The sequence below is a fragment of the Lacrimispora sphenoides genome (assembly GCF_900105215.1).
GTDB classification, from domain to species: Bacteria; Bacillota; Clostridia; order Lachnospirales; family Lachnospiraceae; genus Lacrimispora; species Lacrimispora sphenoides_A.
Genome location: NZ_FOIP01000001.1, coordinates 2,322,785 through 2,343,213, shown reverse-complemented (window position 1 = coordinate 2,343,213; position 20,429 = coordinate 2,322,785). Strand labels below are relative to the sequence as shown.

Sequence of the window (20,429 nt, the reverse complement as noted above, 5' to 3'; positions counted from 1 at the left end):
TGCGAGGGCGGCTTGAAACCGGTTTATGATCGGGAGTAGGTGTCGACGGGTTTCCTATCCGTTATCAAGGGGAGACACATGTTAGTGTGTTATAAAGCGGGAGAAGTCTATCTTCTCCAATCAGGGTGGTACCACGGAACCGTAATTTTCAGGCTTTCGTCCCTCTTATCCATAGCAGTATGGAGGAGGGACGGAGGCCTTTTTTATTTTCCTCTCCGCTTGCTATAGGGTGTTTACTGACTGCAAAAGACATGAGTACTAACTAGGAAAGGAGCGTAATAAACCATGAACATCACGCCGGACTGTAAGGAAATCGAAGCGCTTGCCGCTTCCTATCCCGTTATCCCGGTCTGCAGGGAAATCTTTGCAGACATTGTCACACCAATTACCCTGCTGCGAAAGATCGCAGCCAAAAGTAACCGGTATTATCTGCTTGAAAGCATTGAGGGAGGTGAAAAATGGGGACGCTACTCCTTCCTTGGCTATGACCCGGTTCTTAAAGTTACTTTAAAGGATCATGTGGTAAGGGTACATCATTACAGCCAGCCGGAGGCCGACCAGGTAATCCGGACCAGGGAGCCCTATGATGTGCTGCGAAATATCTTAAAGGATTACCGGTCCCCAAAGCTTCCCGGGCTTCCCCCCTTTACCGGAGGATTTGTAGGGTATTTTGCATACAGCATGATCGGCTATGCGGAACCGGTCCTATCCATCAAAAAGGGAACTTGCAATGACTTTGACTTAATGCTTTTTGATACGGTCATAGCCTACGACCATTTGAAGCAGAAAATCAGCCTTGTGGTCAACATGAAAACCGACCGGATTATGGAAAATTACGGGAAGGCCTGCACAAAGCTGGAAAACATTGCAGCCATAATCGGAGAAAATATCCCGCTAAAAAAGTCCGCGGTCACCGACAGGCCAAATTTCAGCTGCAACGTGACCAAAGAGGAATACTGTTCCATGGTGGAGCGGGCAAAGGATTATATCGTGGACGGGGACATTTTCCAGGCAGTGCTTTCCAGACAGTTTACAAGTGATTACCAGGACAGTCTTCTCAATGCCTACCGGGTTTTAAGAACCACCAATCCATCTCCCTACATGGTATATCTTCACATGGATGATACAGAAATCATAAGTACTTCCCCTGAAACCCTGGTCCGCTTAAAGAATGGACGGCTCACCACTTTTCCGGTAGCCGGCTCCAGACCCAGGGGAAGGAACGAGGAGGAAGACAATCTGCTTTCCAAAGAGCTTCTGGAAGATGAAAAGGAACTGGCAGAGCACAACATGCTGGTGGACTTGGGAAGAAATGATCTTGGTAAAATCGCGGCATTTTCCACGGTAGAGGTGACAGGCTATCAAATGATCCACCGCTATTCCAAAATCATGCACATCTGTTCCCAGGTGGAAGCGGACATTACTCCTGGCCGGGATGCCTTTCATGCCATTGAGGCGGTCCTTCCGGCAGGCACCCTTTCCGGAGCTCCGAAAATCCGGGCCTGTGAGATCATCGAAGAACTGGAAACAGAGCCAAGGGGCATTTATGGAGGGGCTCTGGGATACATTGATTTCACCGGAAACATGGACACCTGCATCGCCATACGCATGGCAGTAAAGAGTCAGGGAAAGGTATACGTTCAGGCGGGCGGCGGCATCGTGGCTGACAGCGTTCCGGAACGGGAGTACGAAGAATCGGAAAACAAGGCAAAGGCCGTGATCCGGGCCATTGAAACCGCAGGGGAGGTAAATGACTGATGATTCTACTGATCGATAATTACGACAGCTTTTCCTACAACCTGGTCCAGATGTTCGGCGGCCTGAATCCGGATATCAGGGTCATACGAAATGATGAGATGACCGCGGAAGAAATAAGGGAACTATCTCCCAGCCACATCATCCTCTCCCCTGGCCCCGGCTATCCCAAAGACGCAGGCGTGTGCGAGGACGTGGTGAAGAAGCTTTCAGGAACGATCCCCATTCTTGGGGTATGCCTGGGGCACCAGGGTATCTGTGAAGCATTCGGGGCAGAGATCACCCACGCAAGGAAGCTGATGCATGGAAAGCAGAGCCTTCTTGCCATCGATGTTTCTGATCCCATCTTCCACGGGCTTCCAAAACAGATCCTGGCAGCAAGATACCACTCTCTCATCGCCGCAAAAGATTCTCTTCCTCATTGCCTGACCGTTATCGGGACTGATGATATGGGGGAAATCATGGCGGTAAAACACAAGGAATATCCCATTTACGGGCTTCAGTTCCATCCGGAATCCATCCTGACCCCAGATGGAATGACCATACTTAAGAATTTTTTATCCATTCATATAAAGGAGGCAGATTAGATGATTCAGCAGGCAATCCATGAAGTTATAACAGGGAAGGATTTAAGCTTTGAAGCAGCAAAAGAAGTCATGAATGAGATCATGAGCGGGGAAACCACCCCAGCCCAGATGGCAGCATTTTTAACAGGTCTTCGGATGAAGGGTGAGACCATTGACGAGATCACTGCCTGTGCCACGGTCATGCGGGAAAAGGCATTAAGGCTGGAACCGGACTTTCCGGTCATTGATATCGTTGGAACCGGCGGCGACGAGGCAGGGACCTTTAACATTTCCACAACCAGCGCGTTTGTGGTGGCCGCAGGAGGAGTTCCGGTGGCAAAGCACGGCAACCGCAGCGTTTCCAGCAAAAGCGGGGCTGCCGATGTGTTGGAGCACCTTGGTGTGAATTTAAATCTTACAGCGGAGCAGTCGGGGATCCTATTAAAGGAAACGGGCATGTGTTTCCTCTTTGCCCAGGCATACCATTCCTCTATGAAATACGCCGGACCTGTGCGGAAAGAGCTTGGAGTGCGGACCATCTTTAATATCTTAGGCCCTCTCTCCAATCCGGCCGGAGCCACCATGCAGCTTTTAGGGGTCTATGACCGGAAGCTGGTAGAACCCCTGGCCCAGGTATTAAGCAACCTTGGAGTCAAGCGGGGACTGGTGGTCTGCGGAGATGACGGGCTTGATGAAGCCACGGTCACCGGTCCCAGTCACGTATGCGAGATCCGTTTCGGAGAACTGACGCCCTATGAGATCACACCGGAGCAGTTTTCCTTAAACCGCTGCATTCTTCCGGAGCTGGTGGGCGGCACACCTGCAGAAAATGCCCAGATCACCAGGGATATTTTAAACGGAAAGCTCCACGGGCCAAAGCGGGATATCGTCATCCTAAACTCTGCTTTAAGCCTGTACCTGGGAATCGATGACTGTACGATTTCCCAGTGCATCGAAAAAGCGGCCCATCTCATTGATTCGGGAAAGGCCGCCATAAAGCTTGAGGAGTTTATAAAAATGACCAACGAGGTGGTTTTATGATACTTGACAAGCTGGCTGCTGCCTCCAGAAAACGGGTGGCGGCAGCAAAAGAAAAAATCCCTATGAAGGCCATGGAAAACCTGGCATTTGAAGCCTTGGAAAAAACGAAGGGAAATGATCTTTCCTTTGAACGAAATCTCTCCTCCCCAGGCATTTCATTTATCTGTGAGATAAAACGCGCCTCTCCTTCCAAGGGCCTCATAGCCCCCGAGTTCCCCTATGTGGAGATCGCAAGGGATTACGAAACCGCAGGGGCGGATGCCATATCCGTTCTCACGGAACCGGAATACTTTCTCGGGAGCAACGACTACCTGACAGAAATCAGCCATGAGGTGCAAATCCCTCTTCTGAGAAAAGATTTTACGGTGGACCCTTATCAGATTTACGAGGCAAAGGCCATAGGCGCTTGTGCGGTTCTCCTTATCTGTGCCCTTCTGGATACAAACACCCTGAAAGAAGATCTAAGACTATGCCAAAGCCTTGGTTTAAGCGCACTGGTCGAGGCCCATGACGAGGAGGAGATCCACTCCGCCCTTTCAGCGGGAGCCAGGATCATCGGAGTAAATAACCGGAATTTAAAAACCTTTGAGGTGGATTTTAATAATTCCCTCCGCTTAAGGAGGCTGGTCCCCCCTGATGTGCTCTTCGTGGCAGAAAGCGGAATCAAAACAGAAACAGACATCAAATTCCTGTCAGAAGCCGGGGTAAATGCCGTTCTGATCGGGGAAAGCCTGATGCGTTCCCCTGACAAAAAGAAAATCATAAGCGGTTTTAAGAGGGCGGCGCAATGAATTTGAAAGGAAAAAAGATCAAAATATGCGGGCTGACCCGAAGGGAGGATATCCTGGCAGTGAACACCTGGAAGCCGGATTATGCAGGCTTTGTATTCGCCCCTGGAAAGCGCCGGATTACAGGTCCGAAGGCACAGGAACTTAGAGAGCTGCTGCTGCCGGAGATACCTGCAGTGGGCGTTTTCGTAAACAGCCCCATAGACGATATCCTGTCCCTTACCGGGAATGGTATCATTGACCTTATCCAGCTTCACGGTGATGAGGACCGGGATTATATGATGGAATTAAAAAGCTGCCTGGCCCCCGGCTTTCCTGTCATGAAGGCCATACGGGTCCGGCAGGCAGAGGATATGAAGAAGGCTGAGGACCTTCCTGCGGATTTCCTGCTTTTTGATACTTATACCAAAGGACTTTACGGCGGCAGCGGGAAGACCTTTGACTGGTCCATGATACCGGACATAAAAAAGGCCTGGTTCCTGGCAGGAGGCATAGACTCCACAAACGTCAGGCAGGCCATGAAAACAAAGGCCTTTTGCCTGGATCTAAGCAGTTCCGTGGAAACAGAGGGCAAAAAAGACCCGCAAAAAATAAAAGAGATCATACAAATAGTAAGGAGTGAACAGCCATGTCAAAAGGAAAATTTGGACAGCACGGCGGACAATTTGTCCCCGAAACACTGATGAATGTAGTAAATGAGCTGGAAGAAGCTTATGAAAAGTACAGCCATGACCAGGAGTTTTTAGCAGAACTTTCAGACCTCCACAAAAAATATACCGGAAGGCCCTCTCTGCTCTACTATGCAGCGCGGATGACAGAGGATTTAGGCGGCGCGAAGATTTATTTAAAGAGGGAGGACCTAAACCACACCGGCTCCCATAAGATCAACAATGCCCTGGGCCAGGTCCTTCTTGCAAAGAAGATGGGAAAGACCCGGGTCATCGCTGAAACAGGGGCCGGGCAGCATGGCGTTGCTACCGCTACCGCCGCCGCTCTCATGGGAATGGAATGTGAAGTTTTCATGGGCAAAGAAGATACGGACCGTCAGGCCTTAAACGTATTCCGCATGGAGCTTTTGGGCACAAAGGTTCACGCTGTCACAAGCGGCACCCAGACCTTAAAGGATGCGGTCAATGAGACCATGAGGGAATGGACCAACCGGGTGGCAGATACCCATTATGTCTTAGGTTCTGTCATGGGCCCTCACCCTTTTCCGACCATTGTCAGGGATTTTCAGAGCATCATCGGAAAAGAGGTCCGCTCTCAGCTTATGGAAGCAGAGGGTAAGCTTCCTGATATGGTGATCGCCTGTGTGGGAGGCGGAAGCAATGCCATGGGAATCTTCCATGAATTTTTAAACGAGACTCCCGTAAAGCTGGTGGGCTGCGAGGCCGCCGGGCACGGCATTGAAACAGGAAAGCACGCGGCCACGATTTCCACCGGCTCTCTTGGAATCTTCCATGGCATGAAGTCCTATTTCTGCCAGGATGAGTACGGCCAGATCGCCCCTGTTTTCTCCATTTCCGCAGGACTTGACTATCCCGGCATTGGACCGGAGCACGCGGCCCTTCACGACTCAGGAAGAGCCAGCTACGTCTCCATTACGGATCAGGAGGCCGTGGAAGCCTTTGAATACTTATCCCGTCTGGAAGGGATCATTCCGGCAATTGAAAGCGCTCATGCCGTAGCCTATGCCAGAAAGATCGCTCCTTCCATGGGAAAAGATGAGGTCATTGTCATTAATCTATCAGGACGGGGCGACAAGGATGTGGCAGCCATTGCCCGCTACAAGGGGGTTGAAATCTATGAGTAGAATAAGCGAAGTATTTTCCAGAGGAAAGGCATTCATCCCATTTATTACGGCAGGAGATCCCGACCTTGCCACCACCGAAGAGCTGGTTCCTGCCATGGCCGAGGCCGGAGCGGATTTGATCGAGCTTGGAATCCCCTTTTCTGACCCAATCGCAGAGGGGATCGTGATCCAGGAAGCCGATATGCGGGCTTTGGCGTCAGGAACTACCACGGATAAGCTTTTCGAATCCGTAAAACGGATACGCCAAAAAACCGATGTTCCTCTGGCTTTTATGACTTATATTAATCTGGTTTTTGTGTATGGAAGCGAACGGTTTTTAAAAAATGCGGCTGAGTGCGGCATTGATGCCCTGATCGTGCCGGATATGCCTTTTGAAGAGAGGGAGGAACTGCTGCCCTACTGCAAGAAATACGGAGTCGAACTGATTTCCCTCATCGCCCCCACTTCCAGGGAGCGTATACGGACCATTGCAGCTGGATCGGAAGGATTTATCTACTGCGTTTCCTCCATGGGCGTGACCGGGGTGAGATCGGAAATCAATACCAACATTGGCGAAATGATTTCCTTTGTAAAGGAGGTTAAAGAGATTCCCTGCGCCATCGGCTTTGGAATCTCCACCAAGGAGCAGGCAAGGGAAATGAGCAAACATGCGGACGGCGTCATTGTGGGCAGCGCCATTGTAAAAATTGCCGCAAAATATGGAAAAGACTGCGTAGGGCCTGTCTGCGACTACGTAAGGGAAATGAAGTCCTCCATTTCCGGCTGAGGGCCGGTAAGGGATATTTCCCTTGACAAGCTGGAGGGGGAATGCTACACTAGTGCCACAAGAGGGAGCTCGTAGGCGGGCTGAGAGGAAGTAATCAACTTCGACCTTTATAACCTGATTTGGGTAATGCCAACGTAGGGATTCATATGGGATGATTGCATATTTCCGAGCCTATACCTGTTGGTATGGGCTCTTTTTCTTGTTCTTTACCGAAAAGCCCTTACAATCCCTCCGTTCGCGAGAAAAAGGAGGAACAAACATGAATTACACCACGCAAATGGATGCCGCAAGAAAAGGCATTCTGACAAAGGAACTGATGACAGTAGCTGAACACGAACAATGGGAGCCCGAAAAGCTGCGGGAACTGGTAGCGGAAGGAAAAGTCGCCATTCCGGCAAATAAGAACCACAGCTGCTTAAAACCCAGCGGGATCGGCTCCATGCTGAGAACAAAGATCAATGTGAATCTGGGAACATCAAGGGATTTGAATGATCTGGACATGGAGCTCGAGAAAGTAAAGGACGCAGTTCTCATGGGAGCAGAGTCCATTATGGATTTAAGCTCCTTTGGAGATACCCGGAAATTCCGAAAGAAACTGACGGGAGAATGTCCGGCTATGATTGGTACGGTTCCTATTTACGATGCTGTGGTTTATTATCACAAACCCCTTCGGGAAATCACCGCCGAGGAGTGGATAAAGATCGTGGAAATGCACGCGGAAGACGGGGTGGATTTCATGACCATTCACGTTGGGATCAACAAACAGACCGCCAGAAGATTCAAGGAAGCAAAGCGGCTGACTAACATTGTTTCAAGAGGAGGGTCTATCATCTTTGCCTGGATGGAAATGACCGGGGAGGAGAATCCCTTTTATGAGCATTATGACCGCATACTGGAAATCTGCCAGAAGCATGACGTGACCTTAAGCCTTGGAGATGCCTGCCGGCCAGGCTGCATAGAGGATGCATCTGATATTTCACAGGTGGAGGAACTGGTGACCCTTGGAGAGCTGACGAGAAGGGCCTGGGAAAAGAATGTACAGGTCATTATAGAAGGCCCCGGCCATATGCCCCTGGATCAGATTGCAGCTAATATGAAAATCCAGCAGACGATCTGCAAAGGAGCACCCTTTTATGTCCTGGGACCTCTTGTCACTGATATTGCGCCAGGATATGACCATATTACCGCAGCAATCGGTGGAGCGGTGGCAGCTGCCGCCGGAGCAGCGTTTCTCTGCTATGTGACTCCTGCGGAGCATTTGAGGCTGCCAGATGAAGCGGATGTGAAGGAAGGAATCATTGCAGCCCGGATTGCGGCTCATGCGGCTGACATTGCAAAAGGCATTAAGGGTGCTAAGGAATGGGATCATAAGATGAGCGATGCCAGGAAACGGCTGGATTGGGAAACCATGTTCCAGCTTGCCATTGACCCGGAAAAGGCCAGACGCTACCGGGCCGCGTCAAAACCGGAAAAAGAAGACACCTGCTCCATGTGCGGCAATTTCTGCGCCATGAAGAACATGAACCGGATTTTAGATGGAGAGATCGTCGATATTTTTGATGAATAATACGCAATCAGCGACCCTACTTGTTAGGTTTAAATTACATAAACAGGAGGAACTTTCATGAAAGTTCAAATATCTTCAACAATTTACAACAACTCTTCTGCCGGTTCAAGAGTACGGGTAAAAAAGCTGGTGATCAGCGGAATGCTGACAGCACTTACCGTTGCGTTCTCCGGCTTTTCCATCCCGGTTGGAGCTTCCAAATGCTTTCCGATGCAGCATCTGGCAAATGTTCTGGCTGGGGTGTTCTTAGGGCCTGTCTATGGCGTTTCCATGGCGTTTTGTACATCTCTCATACGGAATCTCATGGGAACCGGAAGCCTGCTTGCCTTTCCGGGAAGCATGGCCGGCGCGTTTCTTGGTGCCTATCTGTTTCAAAAAACCAGGAAGCTTTTGCCTGCTTATCTTGGAGAAGTGGTTGGAACCGGGCTGATCGGAGGGCTGCTCTGCTATCCGGTAGCCATCTTTCTTATGGGTAAAGAGATAGCTGTCTTCTTCTTTGTAGTTCCATTTCTTATGAGCACTCTGGCAGGGACCTTATTGGCTGCAATTTTACTGGCAATGCTGCGCCGCCTTGGTCTTTTTTCCTATTTTGAGCGGCTCATCAATGAATAGGGGGAGACAGATATGAGCCTAAAGATTAACCATTCTCTGACCGGGCTGGTCAGGGAAAAGCGGCCCGTCATCCACTGTATCACTAATTATGTTACGGCCGGAGACGTGGCAAATACCATATTAGCCTGTGGCGGCTCCCCCATCATGGCGGACCACCCGGAAGAGGTTTCAGAAATAACCGCCATATCCGACTGCCTTCTTTTGAACATTGGGACTCCGGGAGGGACTACAAAAGCTGCAATGGAAAAGGCCGGACGGGAAGCAAACCGGCGAAGCCTCCCTGTCATCTTAGATCCGGTGGGAATCGGTGCTTCCCGCTATCGGACCGAAACTGCTCTTTCCCTATTAAGTGAAGTAAAGATAACCGTTATCAGGGGAAATGCATCGGAACTTCGGATCCTGTTAAAAGAACTGACCGGGAAGAACGCAGGAAGCGGAAACGACTCTGTTTCTCCCACCCGGGGAGTTGATGCTTCCTTTTCTGATGAGATCAGGGAGGATACCCTGGAATCTCTTACGGAAACAACCAGGGCACTAAGCGCTGAAACAGGGGCTGTGACCGTCATGACAGGGGCCATTGATATCGCTTCAACCGGGGAGGAAACCTGGCTTATCAGAAATGGCTGTCCCCAAATGTCCCGTATTACGGGTAGCGGCTGTATGCTGGACGGTATAATTGCCGCCTATATAGCCTCCACAGGGCTCACGCCATCCCAGCATGCCATTTTCGAGGCGGCCGCTCTTGCCACGGCTGCTGCCGGTCTCTGCGGGGAGCGGGCAGCAAAAAAAGCGGAACAAACCTTAAGTGGTACCGGAAGCTTCCGCTGCTGCTTTCTCGATGAGGTTAGCCTTTTGGATGAAGGTACCTTGAAAGGAGGAATAAATATTGAAGTTTCATAGAGATATGCTTCTCCTCTATGCAGTAACAGACAAGGCATTTACAGGAGAAAAAACCTTAACAGAGCAGATTGAAGAAGCTCTTTGTGCCGGAGTGACCCTTCTCCAGCTCCGAGAAAAGTCTATGGACAAACGTGCTTTCCTGGAAGAAGCCTTACTTATCCGTGAACTTACAAGGCATTATGGGATCCCGCTAATCATCAACGATGATGTGGAGATTGCCCTTAAGTGCGGGGCAGACGGCGTACACGTTGGACAGGATGATTTATCTCCTTTGGAGGTCCGCCGGCTAATCGGCCCGGACCGCATTCTGGGCGTTACTGCCAGAAATGTAAGTCAGGCAAAAAAGGCATATATGGATGGGGCGGATTATATAGGATCCGGGGCCATCTTCCCAAGCCCTACAAAAAAAGATGCCATTCCCTTAACCCTGGAGCAGCTGACTGCTATCTGCCGTTCCGTTCCTATTCCTGTAACGGCCATCGGGGGAATTACGGCCCAAAATGTTTCCAGCCTGAAAGGAACAGGCGTGGCCGGAGCTTCGGTGGTTTCCGGTATCTTCGGACAAAAGGATATAACCGCAGCCGCCCATCGCTTAAAAGAACAGCTTTTAAAGGTGGTGAGCCCATGAGCCTGATTCTTCCTACGTTCCTCACCATTGCAGGCACCGATCCAAGCGGCGGCGCCGGAATACAGGCGGATTTAAAGACTGCGGCGGCTTTGGGTGTCTATGGCTCCAGCGTTATTACCGCCCTGGTTGCTCAAAATACTACGGGGGTTTTTCTGACGGAAGCTGTTAGTCAGGAAATGCTTTCCGACCAGCTGGTTGCCGTATTTACAGACATTCCGCCAAAAGCAGTTAAGATCGGCATGGCCGGGACTTCCAGTTCTATTGAAATCATTGCGGAAAAGCTGGAAAAATATAACCGCTCTCCTGTAGTTGTGGACCCGGTCATGGTATCCACCAGCGGACATTCTCTTTTAAATCCGCAGGATGTTAAGACTTTAACAAGCAAGCTGTTTCCTCTTGCAACTTTAGTTACCCCCAATATCCCGGAGGCAAAAGCCCTTTTATCCACAAAAGGGCACAAGATATACAGTAGAAAAGATATGGAAGAAGCCGCCATGGAGCTCTTTCATATCTATCAGGTATCTTTCCTGTTAAAAGGAGGCCATAATTCTCAGGGGGCTGATGATGTTCTATGCTGCAACGGAACTGTCACCTGGTTTCCAGGAGAACGGATCGACAATCCAAATACCCATGGAACCGGATGTACCCTGTCTTCTGCCATTGCCTGCGGACTGGCTTTAGGCATGGGGCTGGAAGAAAGCATCCGGATGGCGAAGTCCTATTTAACCGGTGCATTAAAAGCCGGATTAAATCTGGGAAAAGGACGGGGGCCTTTGTGGCACGGTTGGAGAACCTAATAATCCCAAAAAGCTTTTTAACCGGTTATGGCGGGAAACATTACATGCTCCCGCCATAACCGGTATTTTATTTCCTATTGCAGAATCCCGTTTTATTTGCTTTCCAGTTTCCTGTAAAGATCGATCATCTCCTCGGCCATGACCTTAAAGATCTCTGCGCTCATCATCTGATCCTCCGCATGGGTCAGAATAAGCCCCATAGACACAGCCTCTCCTGCCGCTTCTTTCTGAATTAAGTCCGCATGAGGCAAATGGCCTTGTTTCATCATTTCGTCCCCTTCTAAGATCAGATGATCCGCTTCTTCATAGTTTCCTTGTTTTGCCTTTTGCACTGCTTTGATATAGTTTGATTTTGCTCCGCCGGCAGCAGTGATCAGCTGAAAGCAAATAAGTTCCATTTCCTGCATTTTTCCACCTTTTCTCTCTTTACAGTAATTATCATCCCTGGGTCTGATTTTCCTGCTTCTCATACATTTTGTCGATAACCCTGATAAATGGAAGGTACACGAAGAATGACAATGCCAGGATTCCCACCTGAAGCAGTGCCGTCCTCCAGCCTCCGATCAAAAATCCCGAAATAATGGGAGGACAGGTCCAGGGCACCAGAATCCCTTTATACATGGGACAAAGTCCTGTATATATTGCAAGATACTGAATGGTTCCGGACAGAACAGGCATGATCATGAAGGGGATCGCCATAATGGGGTTTAACACCACCGGCGTGCCAAAAAGCACCGGCTCATTGATGTTAAAGAATGCCGGTCCGATTCCCAGCCTGCCCACTTGCCTGCACTGGTTGGATTTGGCAAAAAAGGTAAGATAGATCACCAGTCCAATGGTAATCCCTGCCCCTGTAACCGTCATAAACTGATCCAGAAACTGCTGGGTAACAATGTGTCCGCCATTTGCCAGATTAAGCTCTCGTCCGCTGTCAAGAATAGCCTGATTGGCGGCAGTATTGGCCGTAAGGAGGGGTCCCATGATTCCCCCAACAAGGGTTGAACCATGAATTCCAAAGAACCAGAAAAACGGAATCAAAAATCCCATAGCAACAACCCCGCCAAAAGAATCGGTCAGGCCCTGAAGCGGAATCTGAATGGTTTTATAGATCCATTCCATTGGGGTCGTGGCAAACATATTTTTAACAACCGCATAAACGATGGAGGCTGCGATAATAATAACCGCGCCCGGAATCAGGGCCGTAAAAGAGGTGGCAACTCCGTCTGGTACTCCATCCGGCATTTTAATGGTAATGTTTTTCTTTAAAAATACGGTATAGATCCAGCCTACGATAAGTCCGATAATGATAGCGCCGATCATTCCCTGTCCGCCGGTCCATGTCTTAAAAATAACGCCAACATTAGCTCCCTCCTGGTTGGTTACCTGGGAAGGCTGAAACAGCAGATAAGTACAAAGGGAAATCACCCCTGCCGGCATTCCGTTATATCCCTCATTTTTTACGTAGGTATAGGCAATGCCTATGGAAGCGATAAGAGCCATAATATTGAAGGTGCTTTCATATACCTGATTCAGCACCGGTGTAATTCCTACTGACCCCAGCCAGTTGGCAAAAGGTGTATATGGAAAATTTGCCAGAAGCAAGAAAATAGACCCGATGATCATCATTGGCATGGAATACAGCAGACCATCCTTTAATCCCCGAATTGCCTTTGTATTGATAAACACCATCATTTTAGGAATCACTTTATTATTCAAAAAATCTTTCATCCTCACTGTCCCTCCCTTTCTTTTCTCATTTACCTGACAGCTTCCGTGCAAACTCCAGAACCTTTTTTCCATTGCACATGCCGTAATCGATCATAGGGATCACATCCATTGGTACCTGATGACTTTCACATGTCTTTAAAACCTTGTCCTTTAAGTATCCTACCTGAGGACCAAGCAGGGCACAGTCTACTCCGCCCAGATTTTCATCTAAGTCATTGACCGGAAATGCCATGATATCCGCTTCCAGTCCTTCCTGAGCCGCTGCCTCCCTCATTTTACTCACAAGCAGGCTTGTGGACATTCCCTGATTGCAAAATAACCGAATCTTTAACATACTTTCCCCTCCTATAATTCCTCTCCGTTTGTTTGAATCACCTTCTTAAACCAGTAAAAGCTTTCTTTTCTGCTCCGCTCTCCTGTTCCGTTTCCCTGATTGTCCTTATCCACATAGATGAATCCGTAGCGCTTCTCCATCTCACCGGTCCCGGCAGATACCAGGTCAATACAGCCCCAGGGTGTATATCCCAAGAGATCCACTCCATCCTGTTCCACACATTTTTTCATAGATTCGATATGAGCCTTTAAATATTCGATCCGGTACCCGTCATGGATGATGCCGTCATCTCCCAGCTTGTCATAGGCACCGAAGCCATTTTCCACAATAAACAGAGGAAGCCCGTACCTGTCATACAGCCAGTTCATGGTGTAGCGAAGCCCTTCCGGATCAATGGGCCATCCCCACTGGCTTGCCTGCACATAAGGGTTTTTCACCCTGTCTCTGCCTTCCCGGTAATCATACTCTGGATTATCGTCCCTGTGCTTCACAGTAAAGGACATGTAATAGCTGAATCCGATATAATCCACACAGCCTGCTTTAAGCGCCTCCAAGTCTTCCGATGTGATATCAAGAACCATCCCTTTCCGTTTCCAATATGCCTTTATGTATTCTGGATATTGCCCTCTTACATGGACATCAGCAAACCAGTAGCGTTTCTGCATGGAAGACATGGCCATCATCATATCTTTTGGATCACAGGAGTAGGGATAAATGGGGCACATGGCCATCATACAGCCGATCTTAAAATCAGGATTTATCTCATGTCCCGCCTTTACTGCCAGAGCTGATGCCACCAGCTCATAATGGGCTGCCTGGTACATCAGATGTTCCCGGTTATCTCCTTCCTTAAAACGAAGTCCTGAGTTGGTAAATGGTGCAAAGTCTCCGTCATAATCAGCCTGGTTATTGATCTCGTTAAAGGTCATCCAATAGGTCACCTTGTCCTTATACCGTTCAAAGCAAGCTTTGGCAAACTTCACGAACAGCTCCACACAGATGCGGCTTCTAAAGCCGCCGTACTTAACCGCCAGTTCATATGGCATTTCAAAGTGGGACAGGGTCACTACCGGCTGGATCCCATGCTTTCTGCACTCATCAAATAAGTCGTCATAAAACCGGAGGCCTTCTTCATTAGGTTCTGACTCTTCTCCCGTAGGAAAAATCCTGGTCCAGGCAATGGAGGTGCGGAAGCACTGAAAACCCATTTCCGCAAAAAGAAGGATATCTTCTTTATATCGGTGGTAAAAATCAATGCCCTCATGGTTGGGGTAATATTTTCCTTCTATGACACCATCTGTGATCTCCCGTTCCTTTCCATTGGCTCCAGCTGTCATCACATCGGCAACGCTGACGCCTTTGCCTCCTTCTTTCCAGGCTCCTTCCAGCTGATGGGCAGCTACTGCACCTCCCCACAGAAAATCTTTTCTCAGCATATGTATTGTTTCCTCCTTCAATCATTTGTCTTTATGGTAACATCAGTCCGTTTAAAACTCCAACGAAAAAAATACCACATTCAATCTGGCAGTTCCTCGCAGTCTGAATGTGGTATCTTTATTCTTCCAGCAGATCCAGTAAAGTCTCATACTCCGGTTTCTGGATCAATTGTTTCACTGCTTCCTTATTAAGGGCAAACCGTGCAGTTGTTTCATAAAAGGTCTGACGGTTTCTATCCTCTTTTCTTCCTATGGAAATCAGCAGGACGATCTGGACCGGAAGCTTGTTCCAGATAACCGGTTCTTTAAGGATCGCCACATAAGCAAAGGTTTCCTCTGAAGCGATCTGGTTTGGGTGCGGGAGGGTGATATAATTTCCATAATCCATCTGGGCAAAGGTTTCCCGCTCCAGCACCAGCTCATAAAAATTATCATCCACCTTTTCCTGCTTTTTGATCACGCCGCATAAATCCTTTAATATATCTTCCTTATGCTTTCCTTCCATCCCTGTAAGCAGGCGCTGCGGAGTATAATACCGCTTTATGATCCCACGGCTGTTACCTCTTCTAAGGGTTTTTGTGATCTTCTGGATATCATCAGCTTCCAGAAATGCCCCCACCTCTACAATAGGCACCGGGACCTCCATGGGAATTGGAACGGTGGAAAAGATATAATCGACCTTCTGGAAATCGAAATGCTCCAGCTCCAGAAGATCGCAGACATAGATATTCCTTAAATAACCGGAAAATTCACTTTCATATTTGTATTTTAATAACCGGGAGCTACCCTTTCCCGTGCTGCATACCACAAGAATATCTGAGCAGGGATCCATCTTCTCCTTTTCTAAAGCCAATTGGAAGATCAGGGCAAAATATCCGATCTCATCCTCGGAAATATCCTTTTTATAATGCTTTTTAAGGACTCCTACTGCTTCATAGGATATCTGATAAGCCAAGCAATACCTCTGCTTAATGTCCTCCAGAATTGGGTTTTTCAGCGGAATATCGTACCGGATCCTGATATCAAAGGGGACCAGATGCTGGTTTAAGGTCATCCGTATCTCAAAATTATTATGCATTTCCAACCCGTATTCCCTGCTTACCAGCTCCATCATGGCAAGGGCTAACTGGTCGGTCTGCTCCCTGATCACAAAATTGATGTCGTTTTCCAGGGTGCTTCCGATCATTCTTTTTCCGGCCAGATACAGTAAGAGATAATGTTCCTCATCAGCCGTATAGACGATCTGTTCCTGGGTTCCGATAGAAGAAATAAGCTCCCGGATGAGGGCGGATTCCTTACCCCCTATTTCCGGCAGGTTTTCCTTGTCCAGCCGAAGATAAAAGCCTGACTTCATCCGCTTCCTGGCCACATAGGTATATTCCACGAAATTCTCAAAGGCAATCTCGGAAAGACGGATCCCATACTTCTTTAAAAGACCTTTAATCACTTCTGCCAGATGGATCATTTCGCTTTCCTGATGGCTGATGTCCACCCCTGTTAAGCCCTGTCGCTTGATAAAATAATCGCTTAACAGCCTGCGGATATCAAATTCCTCACCCTGGATCCTGATCCCGTAATTAGGCTTCCGTTCAATGGAAAGGCCGTAGCGCTTTAATATTCCTTCCACCGTTTTAAGAGAATTGGACAAGGTGGATTTTGAAACAAAGAGAAAATCACAAAGCTCATCGATCTTGATATAATCCATCCTGGATATCAGGTATGCCAGCAAAAATTCTCTTCTCTCATGTTCCCTTTCCGGAAAATGCTCCGTATTGTCCCTTTCTTTCTTTATGTATGCGTTAAATTTCTCCTGGTCATGAATCCGAAGTATATATCCATATCTCGCTTTTGAGCTTATTTCCGCTCCATGGCCTTCCAGCAGCCCGCTTAAATCCTTCAGTCTCAGCCGTACCGTCTTCTCACTGACCTTCAGCTGTTCCGCCAATGTCGAAGCCGTTCTGTATTCTTCCTGACTCAAGAGCATCAGCAATTCCTGCAACTGTTTCCAAAGCATAGCCGTCTCCTTCGCACTTTTTGTTCCACTAAACCTTATTATCAGCATAACATGGCAAGCGTTATTTTTCCATTCAGATTTTTACCACATTAATTCTGGTAATTAGAGGTGTGTGGGCCGGGAACCTTTTCCCATGATTTATACAAAAACAGTGCCGGAGGCCTGAAATTACCAGGCACCGGCACTGCTGTCAGAGTATTTCTATTAATATTTACCGCCGGTCATAAAATCATCAGCTGGTTCTATGGCTGGGTTTGGAGCCCTATGAGCCGCAATCCTTTCGCCTGAATCTCTTAGCTTAAATCTGTTTACCAGACTCTTTAACATCTGTGCCTGTCCCGAAAGCTCCTCACTTGCAGCCGCGCTTTCTTCTGATGTTGCGGAGTTGGTTTGTACAACTGATGAAATCTGTTCAAGTCCTGCTGCAATCTGAGTAACCGCATAAGACTCTTCATCGGAAGCTTTTGCTATTTGCCGGATTCTTTCATCCACGCTCTTAGATGTATCCACCACCTCAAGAAGAGAGCCGGCAGCTTGATCGGCCAGTAACCTGCCCTTCTCAATTGCCTCCACCGTGCTTTCAATCAGTGCCGTAGTATTTTTTGCGGCTTCGGCTGATTTTCCTGCGAGGTTTCGCACCTCATCCGCCACCACAGAAAATCCCTTGCCTGCTTCGCCGGCACGGGCCGCTTCCACAGCGGCGTTTAAAGCCAGGATATTCGTTTGGAATGCAATGTCATCGATGGTGTGGATAATTTTACCGATCTCTTTAGAGGTATCGGTGATTTCCTCCATTGCCTTCATCAGCTGCTGCATTTGCTGGTTGCTTTGTGCAACCTCCTCTCCTGATTCCTCCGATAAACGGCTTGCCTGTTTGGCATTGTCCGCATTATTTTTGATCCGCTCGGAAATTTCGGTGATGTTGGACGTAAGTTCTTCCACGGAACTTGCCTGCTCTGCCGCTCCCTGGCTTAAAGTCTGTGCGCCGTCTGACATCTGCCCCGCTCCTGCCGAAACCTGATCAGAGGCAGTATTAATTTCCGCGAGGGTTTCACTTAAATTACGGTTAATGGTTCTCATGGCAATTAGTATCTCCTGATAATCGCCGATGTATTTTTCCTCATATTTTGTATCGATTCTGAAATTCCCCTCACTCATTTCCTCTAATAAGTATTTAATATCCTGAATGATGGACCTCAAGTTTTCCGCCATTTCCATAAAGGTTCTGGAAAGAATCCCAATCTCATCATTGCTTTGTGTATGTACCTGTATTGCAAGATTACCTGCAGCGATCTCAGCAGCGGCAGAAACCACACCGTTAATCGGCTTCAGCGCCTTCTTTAAAACAATGATAACAATGGCGGCCACAGCCACCAGCGACAAAACAGAAACAGTTACAATTGTAGCCGTTAATATTTCGATATCTTTATTTAAGTCAGAGGTATCCAATGCAGTCTGTGCCCACCAATGGGTTCCTTCTACATCAATCGGGTAGAAAAACCGGGATACTTTATGTCCATCCTCAAGGACAGTGGTACAGGAAAATGCTTTTCCCAAAGCTGCTCCATCGGTAACCTTCTTCATTTCTTCTGGATTTTTTAAAAACTCAGAGAGATTATGGCCAATGTCTTCGGCAAATCTACTGTCGTATACCGTGGTAAAATCATCTGTAAGAATACCAACGTATAGCGTTTTATAATCTTCGGAAGATGTGGTTAGCTTATTAAAATGACCAACATCAATATCAGCTGCGATCACTCCCCGGAACTCATCTTTAATCATAACGGGATATGCGGCAGTGATCATGGTAGTGCCCTGATATTCATAAGGCTTTGTAAAATAAGGCTTGCCGGTTTCTTTCACAGGCTTATAATAGTCCTTATCACTGTAATCACTGTATTTTCCAAAAGGCTGCGCTTTTTTATTGGCAGCATCCTCACTATTCACATAAAACCCATAATCCTCTATGCTTTTATCGAACTTGCCAGGCTCAAAAAAGATTCCGAACCCAACGATATCCTCATCTGCCACAACGACAGAGCACATGCTGTTAAGTAAATAATTTTCTACTTCAATGCTTAAATCAGACATTTCCGTGTGATACACTGCGCTTTTTACCTTGATGTCCTCGGCAGATGAGATAACCGCAGCTCCCTGGTTATAGGTCTTACCAATATAATCCTGCATTGCTGCTGCCTGTTTTGATGCAGCATCCAGGATCGCCTGTACCTGGTTTCCATTTGCGTGGGCCAAATTTGTAAGCTCAGAGCGTACCGCTGTACCGGTTTCATTGCCTGAAAGACTGACGACTATAATACTTAAAATAGCAAAAACCACAAGCAATGCTGCTGTGATCACGATTGCAATTTTCTCTGAAATTTTCCTGTATTTGTTCCGCTGTATGTTTCCTATTCCAATTTTCATGTGTATTTTCCTCATATGATTGTTATTGTGAAATTCTGCCATCAATGATCTGACTTTCTCTCCTATCTTTGATGCGGCGAAACATACATAGTTACATATATGTATAAATTACTTTTATTTTTGAATACTTCCACTTTTACCTCTCCCCCCTGTCGCAAATCCGTGTTCCTCTCATAGTTTGCGTATTTTCTTCTCTGCTTATAATTGAACTTGCACTGATAAATTGCCGCCTGCCAGCCGAAAGCATAACTGGTAGTCCTGCTGGTTACAGTACAATAGCAAAAAGGTACACCTTGATATCACTGGCAAAATGTAAAGAGAATAAGTATAATATGTGTGAAATATGTTGTATTTTGTCGAAATAGTGCTTATAATAAACGTAGTATTTTTAGGCTGTTTATATTTGATAAAAAGGTGTACCTTCTTATCAAACAATCTATTTCTGTAATCCCCGTTTTATTTACAGGAATCCCCGGTAGAACAGCATTTCTTATTTATTTGATTTTCATTTTTACATTTTGACCTGCAGGCTTTTGTTTTCATAAATACTAATATAGTAGAATAATCTCTTGACCTCATGCCATAATTAAGAATGACAGGAGGTTATTTTAATGAAAAATTTTTATGGATACATGAGGGTCTCCTCATTAGAACAAAACACAGAACGGCAAAAGGTAGAGCTTCTGCGCTGGGGCATTATTGACAAGAACATATATTGCGATAAATTATCAGGAAAGGATTTTAACAGGCCCCAATATCAAAAGTTAAAAAGGAAATTAAAAGAGGGAGATGTCCTAGTTGTAAAAAGCATTGACCGTCTGGGAAGAAATTACGATGACATACAGGAAGAATGGCGGGAAATCGTGAAAGCCAGAAAAGCTGATATTGTGATTCTGGATATGCCCATTCTGGACACAAGAACAAATAAAGATCTGATCGGCACCCTGATTTCCGATATTGTCCTGCAGCTCCTCTCCTATGTAGCGCAGGCAGAGCGGGAAAACATCAAACAACGTCAGGCAGAGGGAATTGCCCTTGCAAAAGCCCAGGGAAAGCATCTGGGCCGATTTCCTACCCCTATTCCTGATGAGTTTTACCCGGTTTACGAAAAATGGCAGAAGCGCATTTATACCCTTGAAACCGCAAGCAAGGAGTTAGGCATCACTGTCAGCCAATTTCGGACAATGATAAAAAAACACAAGTCAAATACAAAGACTTTTTAAAACAGCCCCTATAGGAAATAAAACAGGCAGAACCGCT

19 protein-coding genes, 1 riboswitch and 1 other annotated feature (1 of these 21 cut by a window edge) are annotated in these 20,429 nt (G+C 47.4%); of the genes, 13 read left to right on the top strand and 6 right to left on the bottom strand.

The features are described 5' to 3' along the window. Nucleotides 1–167 (top strand) — a binding site (T-box leader); it begins 97 nt to the left of the window's first position. A gap of 118 nt (nucleotides 168–285) precedes the next feature. The 12 genes from BMW45_RS10650 to thiD all read left to right on the top strand — a co-directional run bounded on the left by BMW45_RS10650 (nucleotide 286) and on the right by thiD (nucleotide 11,233). Beyond that, nucleotides 286–1,758: an anthranilate synthase component I family protein gene (locus tag BMW45_RS10650; protein WP_092243181.1), complete on the top strand. Its 1,473-nt coding sequence runs from the start codon at nucleotides 286–288 to the stop codon at nucleotides 1,756–1,758. Then, on the top strand, nucleotides 1,758–2,342 hold the full coding sequence (locus BMW45_RS28450; RefSeq protein WP_166433317.1) for an anthranilate synthase component II: 585 nt from the start codon (nucleotides 1,758–1,760) through the stop codon (nucleotides 2,340–2,342). Before BMW45_RS10650 ends, BMW45_RS28450 begins: the two co-directional genes overlap by 1 nt. Next, the gene (trpD, locus tag BMW45_RS28445; RefSeq protein WP_166433316.1) at nucleotides 2,343–3,362 is read left to right on the top strand and encodes an anthranilate phosphoribosyltransferase; all 1,020 of its coding nucleotides are present in this window, start codon (nucleotides 2,343–2,345) and stop codon (nucleotides 3,360–3,362) included. Then, nucleotides 3,359–4,153, top strand: coding sequence for an indole-3-glycerol phosphate synthase TrpC (gene trpC, locus BMW45_RS10640; protein WP_092243178.1), 795 nt, complete (start codon nucleotides 3,359–3,361; stop codon nucleotides 4,151–4,153). The genes trpD and trpC overlap by 4 nt, the downstream gene beginning before the upstream one ends. Then, the gene (locus BMW45_RS10635) at nucleotides 4,150–4,833 is read left to right on the top strand and encodes a phosphoribosylanthranilate isomerase (RefSeq protein WP_092243175.1); all 684 of its coding nucleotides are present in this window, start codon (nucleotides 4,150–4,152) and stop codon (nucleotides 4,831–4,833) included. The genes trpC and BMW45_RS10635 overlap by 4 nt, the downstream gene beginning before the upstream one ends. Beyond that, nucleotides 4,779–5,963 (top strand): tryptophan synthase subunit beta, encoded by a 1,185-nt coding sequence (trpB, locus tag BMW45_RS10630; protein ID WP_092243172.1) that lies wholly within the window; start codon nucleotides 4,779–4,781, stop codon nucleotides 5,961–5,963. Before BMW45_RS10635 ends, trpB begins: the two co-directional genes overlap by 55 nt. Beyond that, nucleotides 5,956–6,729, top strand: a complete 774-nt coding sequence (gene trpA, locus BMW45_RS10625; protein WP_092243168.1) for a tryptophan synthase subunit alpha — start codon at nucleotides 5,956–5,958, stop codon at nucleotides 6,727–6,729. Before trpB ends, trpA begins: the two co-directional genes overlap by 8 nt. A 51-nt stretch (nucleotides 6,730–6,780) precedes the next feature. After that, a riboswitch (TPP riboswitch) is annotated at nucleotides 6,781–6,887 on the top strand. 101 nt (nucleotides 6,888–6,988) lie between these two features. After that, complete coding sequence (thiC, locus tag BMW45_RS10620) at nucleotides 6,989–8,296, top strand: phosphomethylpyrimidine synthase ThiC (protein WP_092243165.1); 1,308 nt, start codon at nucleotides 6,989–6,991, stop codon at nucleotides 8,294–8,296. Between the two features lie 57 nt (nucleotides 8,297–8,353). Beyond that, entirely contained in the window at nucleotides 8,354–8,908 is a 555-nt protein-coding gene (gene thiW, locus BMW45_RS10615; protein WP_092243162.1) for an energy coupling factor transporter S component ThiW, read from the top strand. A gap of 12 nt (nucleotides 8,909–8,920) precedes the next feature. Further along, nucleotides 8,921–9,808: a hydroxyethylthiazole kinase gene (thiM, locus tag BMW45_RS10610; RefSeq protein WP_092243159.1), complete on the top strand. Its 888-nt coding sequence runs from the start codon at nucleotides 8,921–8,923 to the stop codon at nucleotides 9,806–9,808. After that, nucleotides 9,795–10,436 carry a thiamine phosphate synthase gene (gene thiE, locus BMW45_RS10605; protein ID WP_092243156.1) on the top strand — a complete coding sequence of 214 codons (642 nt, stop codon included), beginning with the start codon at nucleotides 9,795–9,797 and terminating at the stop codon, nucleotides 10,434–10,436. The genes thiM and thiE overlap by 14 nt, the downstream gene beginning before the upstream one ends. After that, a complete protein-coding gene (thiD, locus tag BMW45_RS10600) occupies nucleotides 10,433–11,233 on the top strand; it encodes a bifunctional hydroxymethylpyrimidine kinase/phosphomethylpyrimidine kinase (protein WP_092243153.1) in 801 nt (266 codons plus the stop codon). Before thiE ends, thiD begins: the two co-directional genes overlap by 4 nt. 92 nt (nucleotides 11,234–11,325) lie before the next feature. On the opposite strand, the gene BMW45_RS10595 is transcribed toward thiD, so the two are convergent. The 6 genes from BMW45_RS10595 to BMW45_RS10570 all read right to left on the bottom strand — a co-directional run bounded on the left by BMW45_RS10595 (nucleotide 11,326) and on the right by BMW45_RS10570 (nucleotide 19,169). Continuing rightward, a complete protein-coding gene (locus tag BMW45_RS10595; protein ID WP_025229881.1) occupies nucleotides 11,326–11,640 on the bottom strand; it encodes a PTS sugar transporter subunit IIA in 315 nt (104 codons plus the stop codon). Nucleotides 11,641–11,671: 31 nt separating this feature from the next. Continuing rightward, nucleotides 11,672–12,961 carry a PTS sugar transporter subunit IIC gene (locus BMW45_RS10590; protein ID WP_092243149.1) on the bottom strand — a complete coding sequence of 430 codons (1,290 nt, stop codon included), beginning with the start codon at nucleotides 12,959–12,961 and terminating at the stop codon, nucleotides 11,672–11,674. Nucleotides 12,962–12,986: 25 nt separating this feature from the next. Beyond that, nucleotides 12,987–13,295, bottom strand: a complete 309-nt coding sequence (locus BMW45_RS10585; protein ID WP_092243147.1) for a PTS sugar transporter subunit IIB — start codon at nucleotides 13,293–13,295, stop codon at nucleotides 12,987–12,989. 11 nt (nucleotides 13,296–13,306) lie between these two features. Next, complete coding sequence (locus BMW45_RS10580) at nucleotides 13,307–14,731, bottom strand: 6-phospho-beta-glucosidase (protein WP_092243144.1); 1,425 nt, start codon at nucleotides 14,729–14,731, stop codon at nucleotides 13,307–13,309. A gap of 118 nt (nucleotides 14,732–14,849) precedes the next feature. Beyond that, nucleotides 14,850–16,745, bottom strand: a complete 1,896-nt coding sequence (locus BMW45_RS10575; RefSeq protein ID WP_166433315.1) for a BglG family transcription antiterminator — start codon at nucleotides 16,743–16,745, stop codon at nucleotides 14,850–14,852. A gap of 204 nt (nucleotides 16,746–16,949) precedes the next feature. Next, complete coding sequence (locus BMW45_RS10570; protein WP_166433314.1) at nucleotides 16,950–19,169, bottom strand: methyl-accepting chemotaxis protein; 2,220 nt, start codon at nucleotides 19,167–19,169, stop codon at nucleotides 16,950–16,952. 611 nt (nucleotides 19,170–19,780) lie between these two features. Here BMW45_RS10570 and BMW45_RS10565 point away from each other — a divergent pair. Continuing rightward, nucleotides 19,781–20,392: a recombinase family protein gene (locus tag BMW45_RS10565; protein ID WP_025229887.1), complete on the top strand. Its 612-nt coding sequence runs from the start codon at nucleotides 19,781–19,783 to the stop codon at nucleotides 20,390–20,392. Nucleotides 20,393–20,429: the final 37 nt, after the last annotated feature.

Bases quoted from the DNA above. Each gene is read 5' to 3' on its own strand.
- BMW45_RS10650 (WP_092243181.1), top strand. From the start codon at position 286: ATGAACATCACGCCGGACTGTAAGGAAATCGAAGCGCTTGCCGCTTCC.
- BMW45_RS10635 (WP_092243175.1), top strand. From the start codon at position 4,150: ATGAATTTGAAAGGAAAAAAGATCAAAATATGCGGGCTGACCCGAAGG.
- thiC (WP_092243165.1), top strand. From the start codon at position 6,989: ATGAATTACACCACGCAAATGGATGCCGCAAGAAAAGGCATTCTGACA.
- thiW (WP_092243162.1), top strand. From the start codon at position 8,354: ATGAAAGTTCAAATATCTTCAACAATTTACAACAACTCTTCTGCCGGT.
- trpC (WP_092243178.1), top strand. From the start codon at position 3,359: ATGATACTTGACAAGCTGGCTGCTGCCTCCAGAAAACGGGTGGCGGCA.
- trpA (WP_092243168.1), top strand. From the start codon at position 5,956: ATGAGTAGAATAAGCGAAGTATTTTCCAGAGGAAAGGCATTCATCCCA.
- BMW45_RS10585 (WP_092243147.1), bottom strand. From the start codon at position 13,295: ATGTTAAAGATTCGGTTATTTTGCAATCAGGGAATGTCCACAAGCCTG.
- thiM (WP_092243159.1), top strand. From the start codon at position 8,921: ATGAGCCTAAAGATTAACCATTCTCTGACCGGGCTGGTCAGGGAAAAG.
- BMW45_RS10570 (WP_166433314.1), bottom strand. From the start codon at position 19,169: ATGAAAATTGGAATAGGAAACATACAGCGGAACAAATACAGGAAAATT.
- BMW45_RS10595 (WP_025229881.1), bottom strand. From the start codon at position 11,640: ATGCAGGAAATGGAACTTATTTGCTTTCAGCTGATCACTGCTGCCGGC.
- BMW45_RS10565 (WP_025229887.1), top strand. From the start codon at position 19,781: ATGAAAAATTTTTATGGATACATGAGGGTCTCCTCATTAGAACAAAAC.
- BMW45_RS10590 (WP_092243149.1), bottom strand. From the start codon at position 12,961: ATGAAAGATTTTTTGAATAATAAAGTGATTCCTAAAATGATGGTGTTT.
- BMW45_RS10580 (WP_092243144.1), bottom strand. From the start codon at position 14,731: ATGCTGAGAAAAGATTTTCTGTGGGGAGGTGCAGTAGCTGCCCATCAG.
- trpB (WP_092243172.1), top strand. From the start codon at position 4,779: ATGTCAAAAGGAAAATTTGGACAGCACGGCGGACAATTTGTCCCCGAA.
- thiD (WP_092243153.1), top strand. From the start codon at position 10,433: ATGAGCCTGATTCTTCCTACGTTCCTCACCATTGCAGGCACCGATCCA.
- trpD (WP_166433316.1), top strand. From the start codon at position 2,343: ATGATTCAGCAGGCAATCCATGAAGTTATAACAGGGAAGGATTTAAGC.
- BMW45_RS28450 (WP_166433317.1), top strand. From the start codon at position 1,758: ATGATTCTACTGATCGATAATTACGACAGCTTTTCCTACAACCTGGTC.
- BMW45_RS10575 (WP_166433315.1), bottom strand. From the start codon at position 16,745: ATGCTTTGGAAACAGTTGCAGGAATTGCTGATGCTCTTGAGTCAGGAA.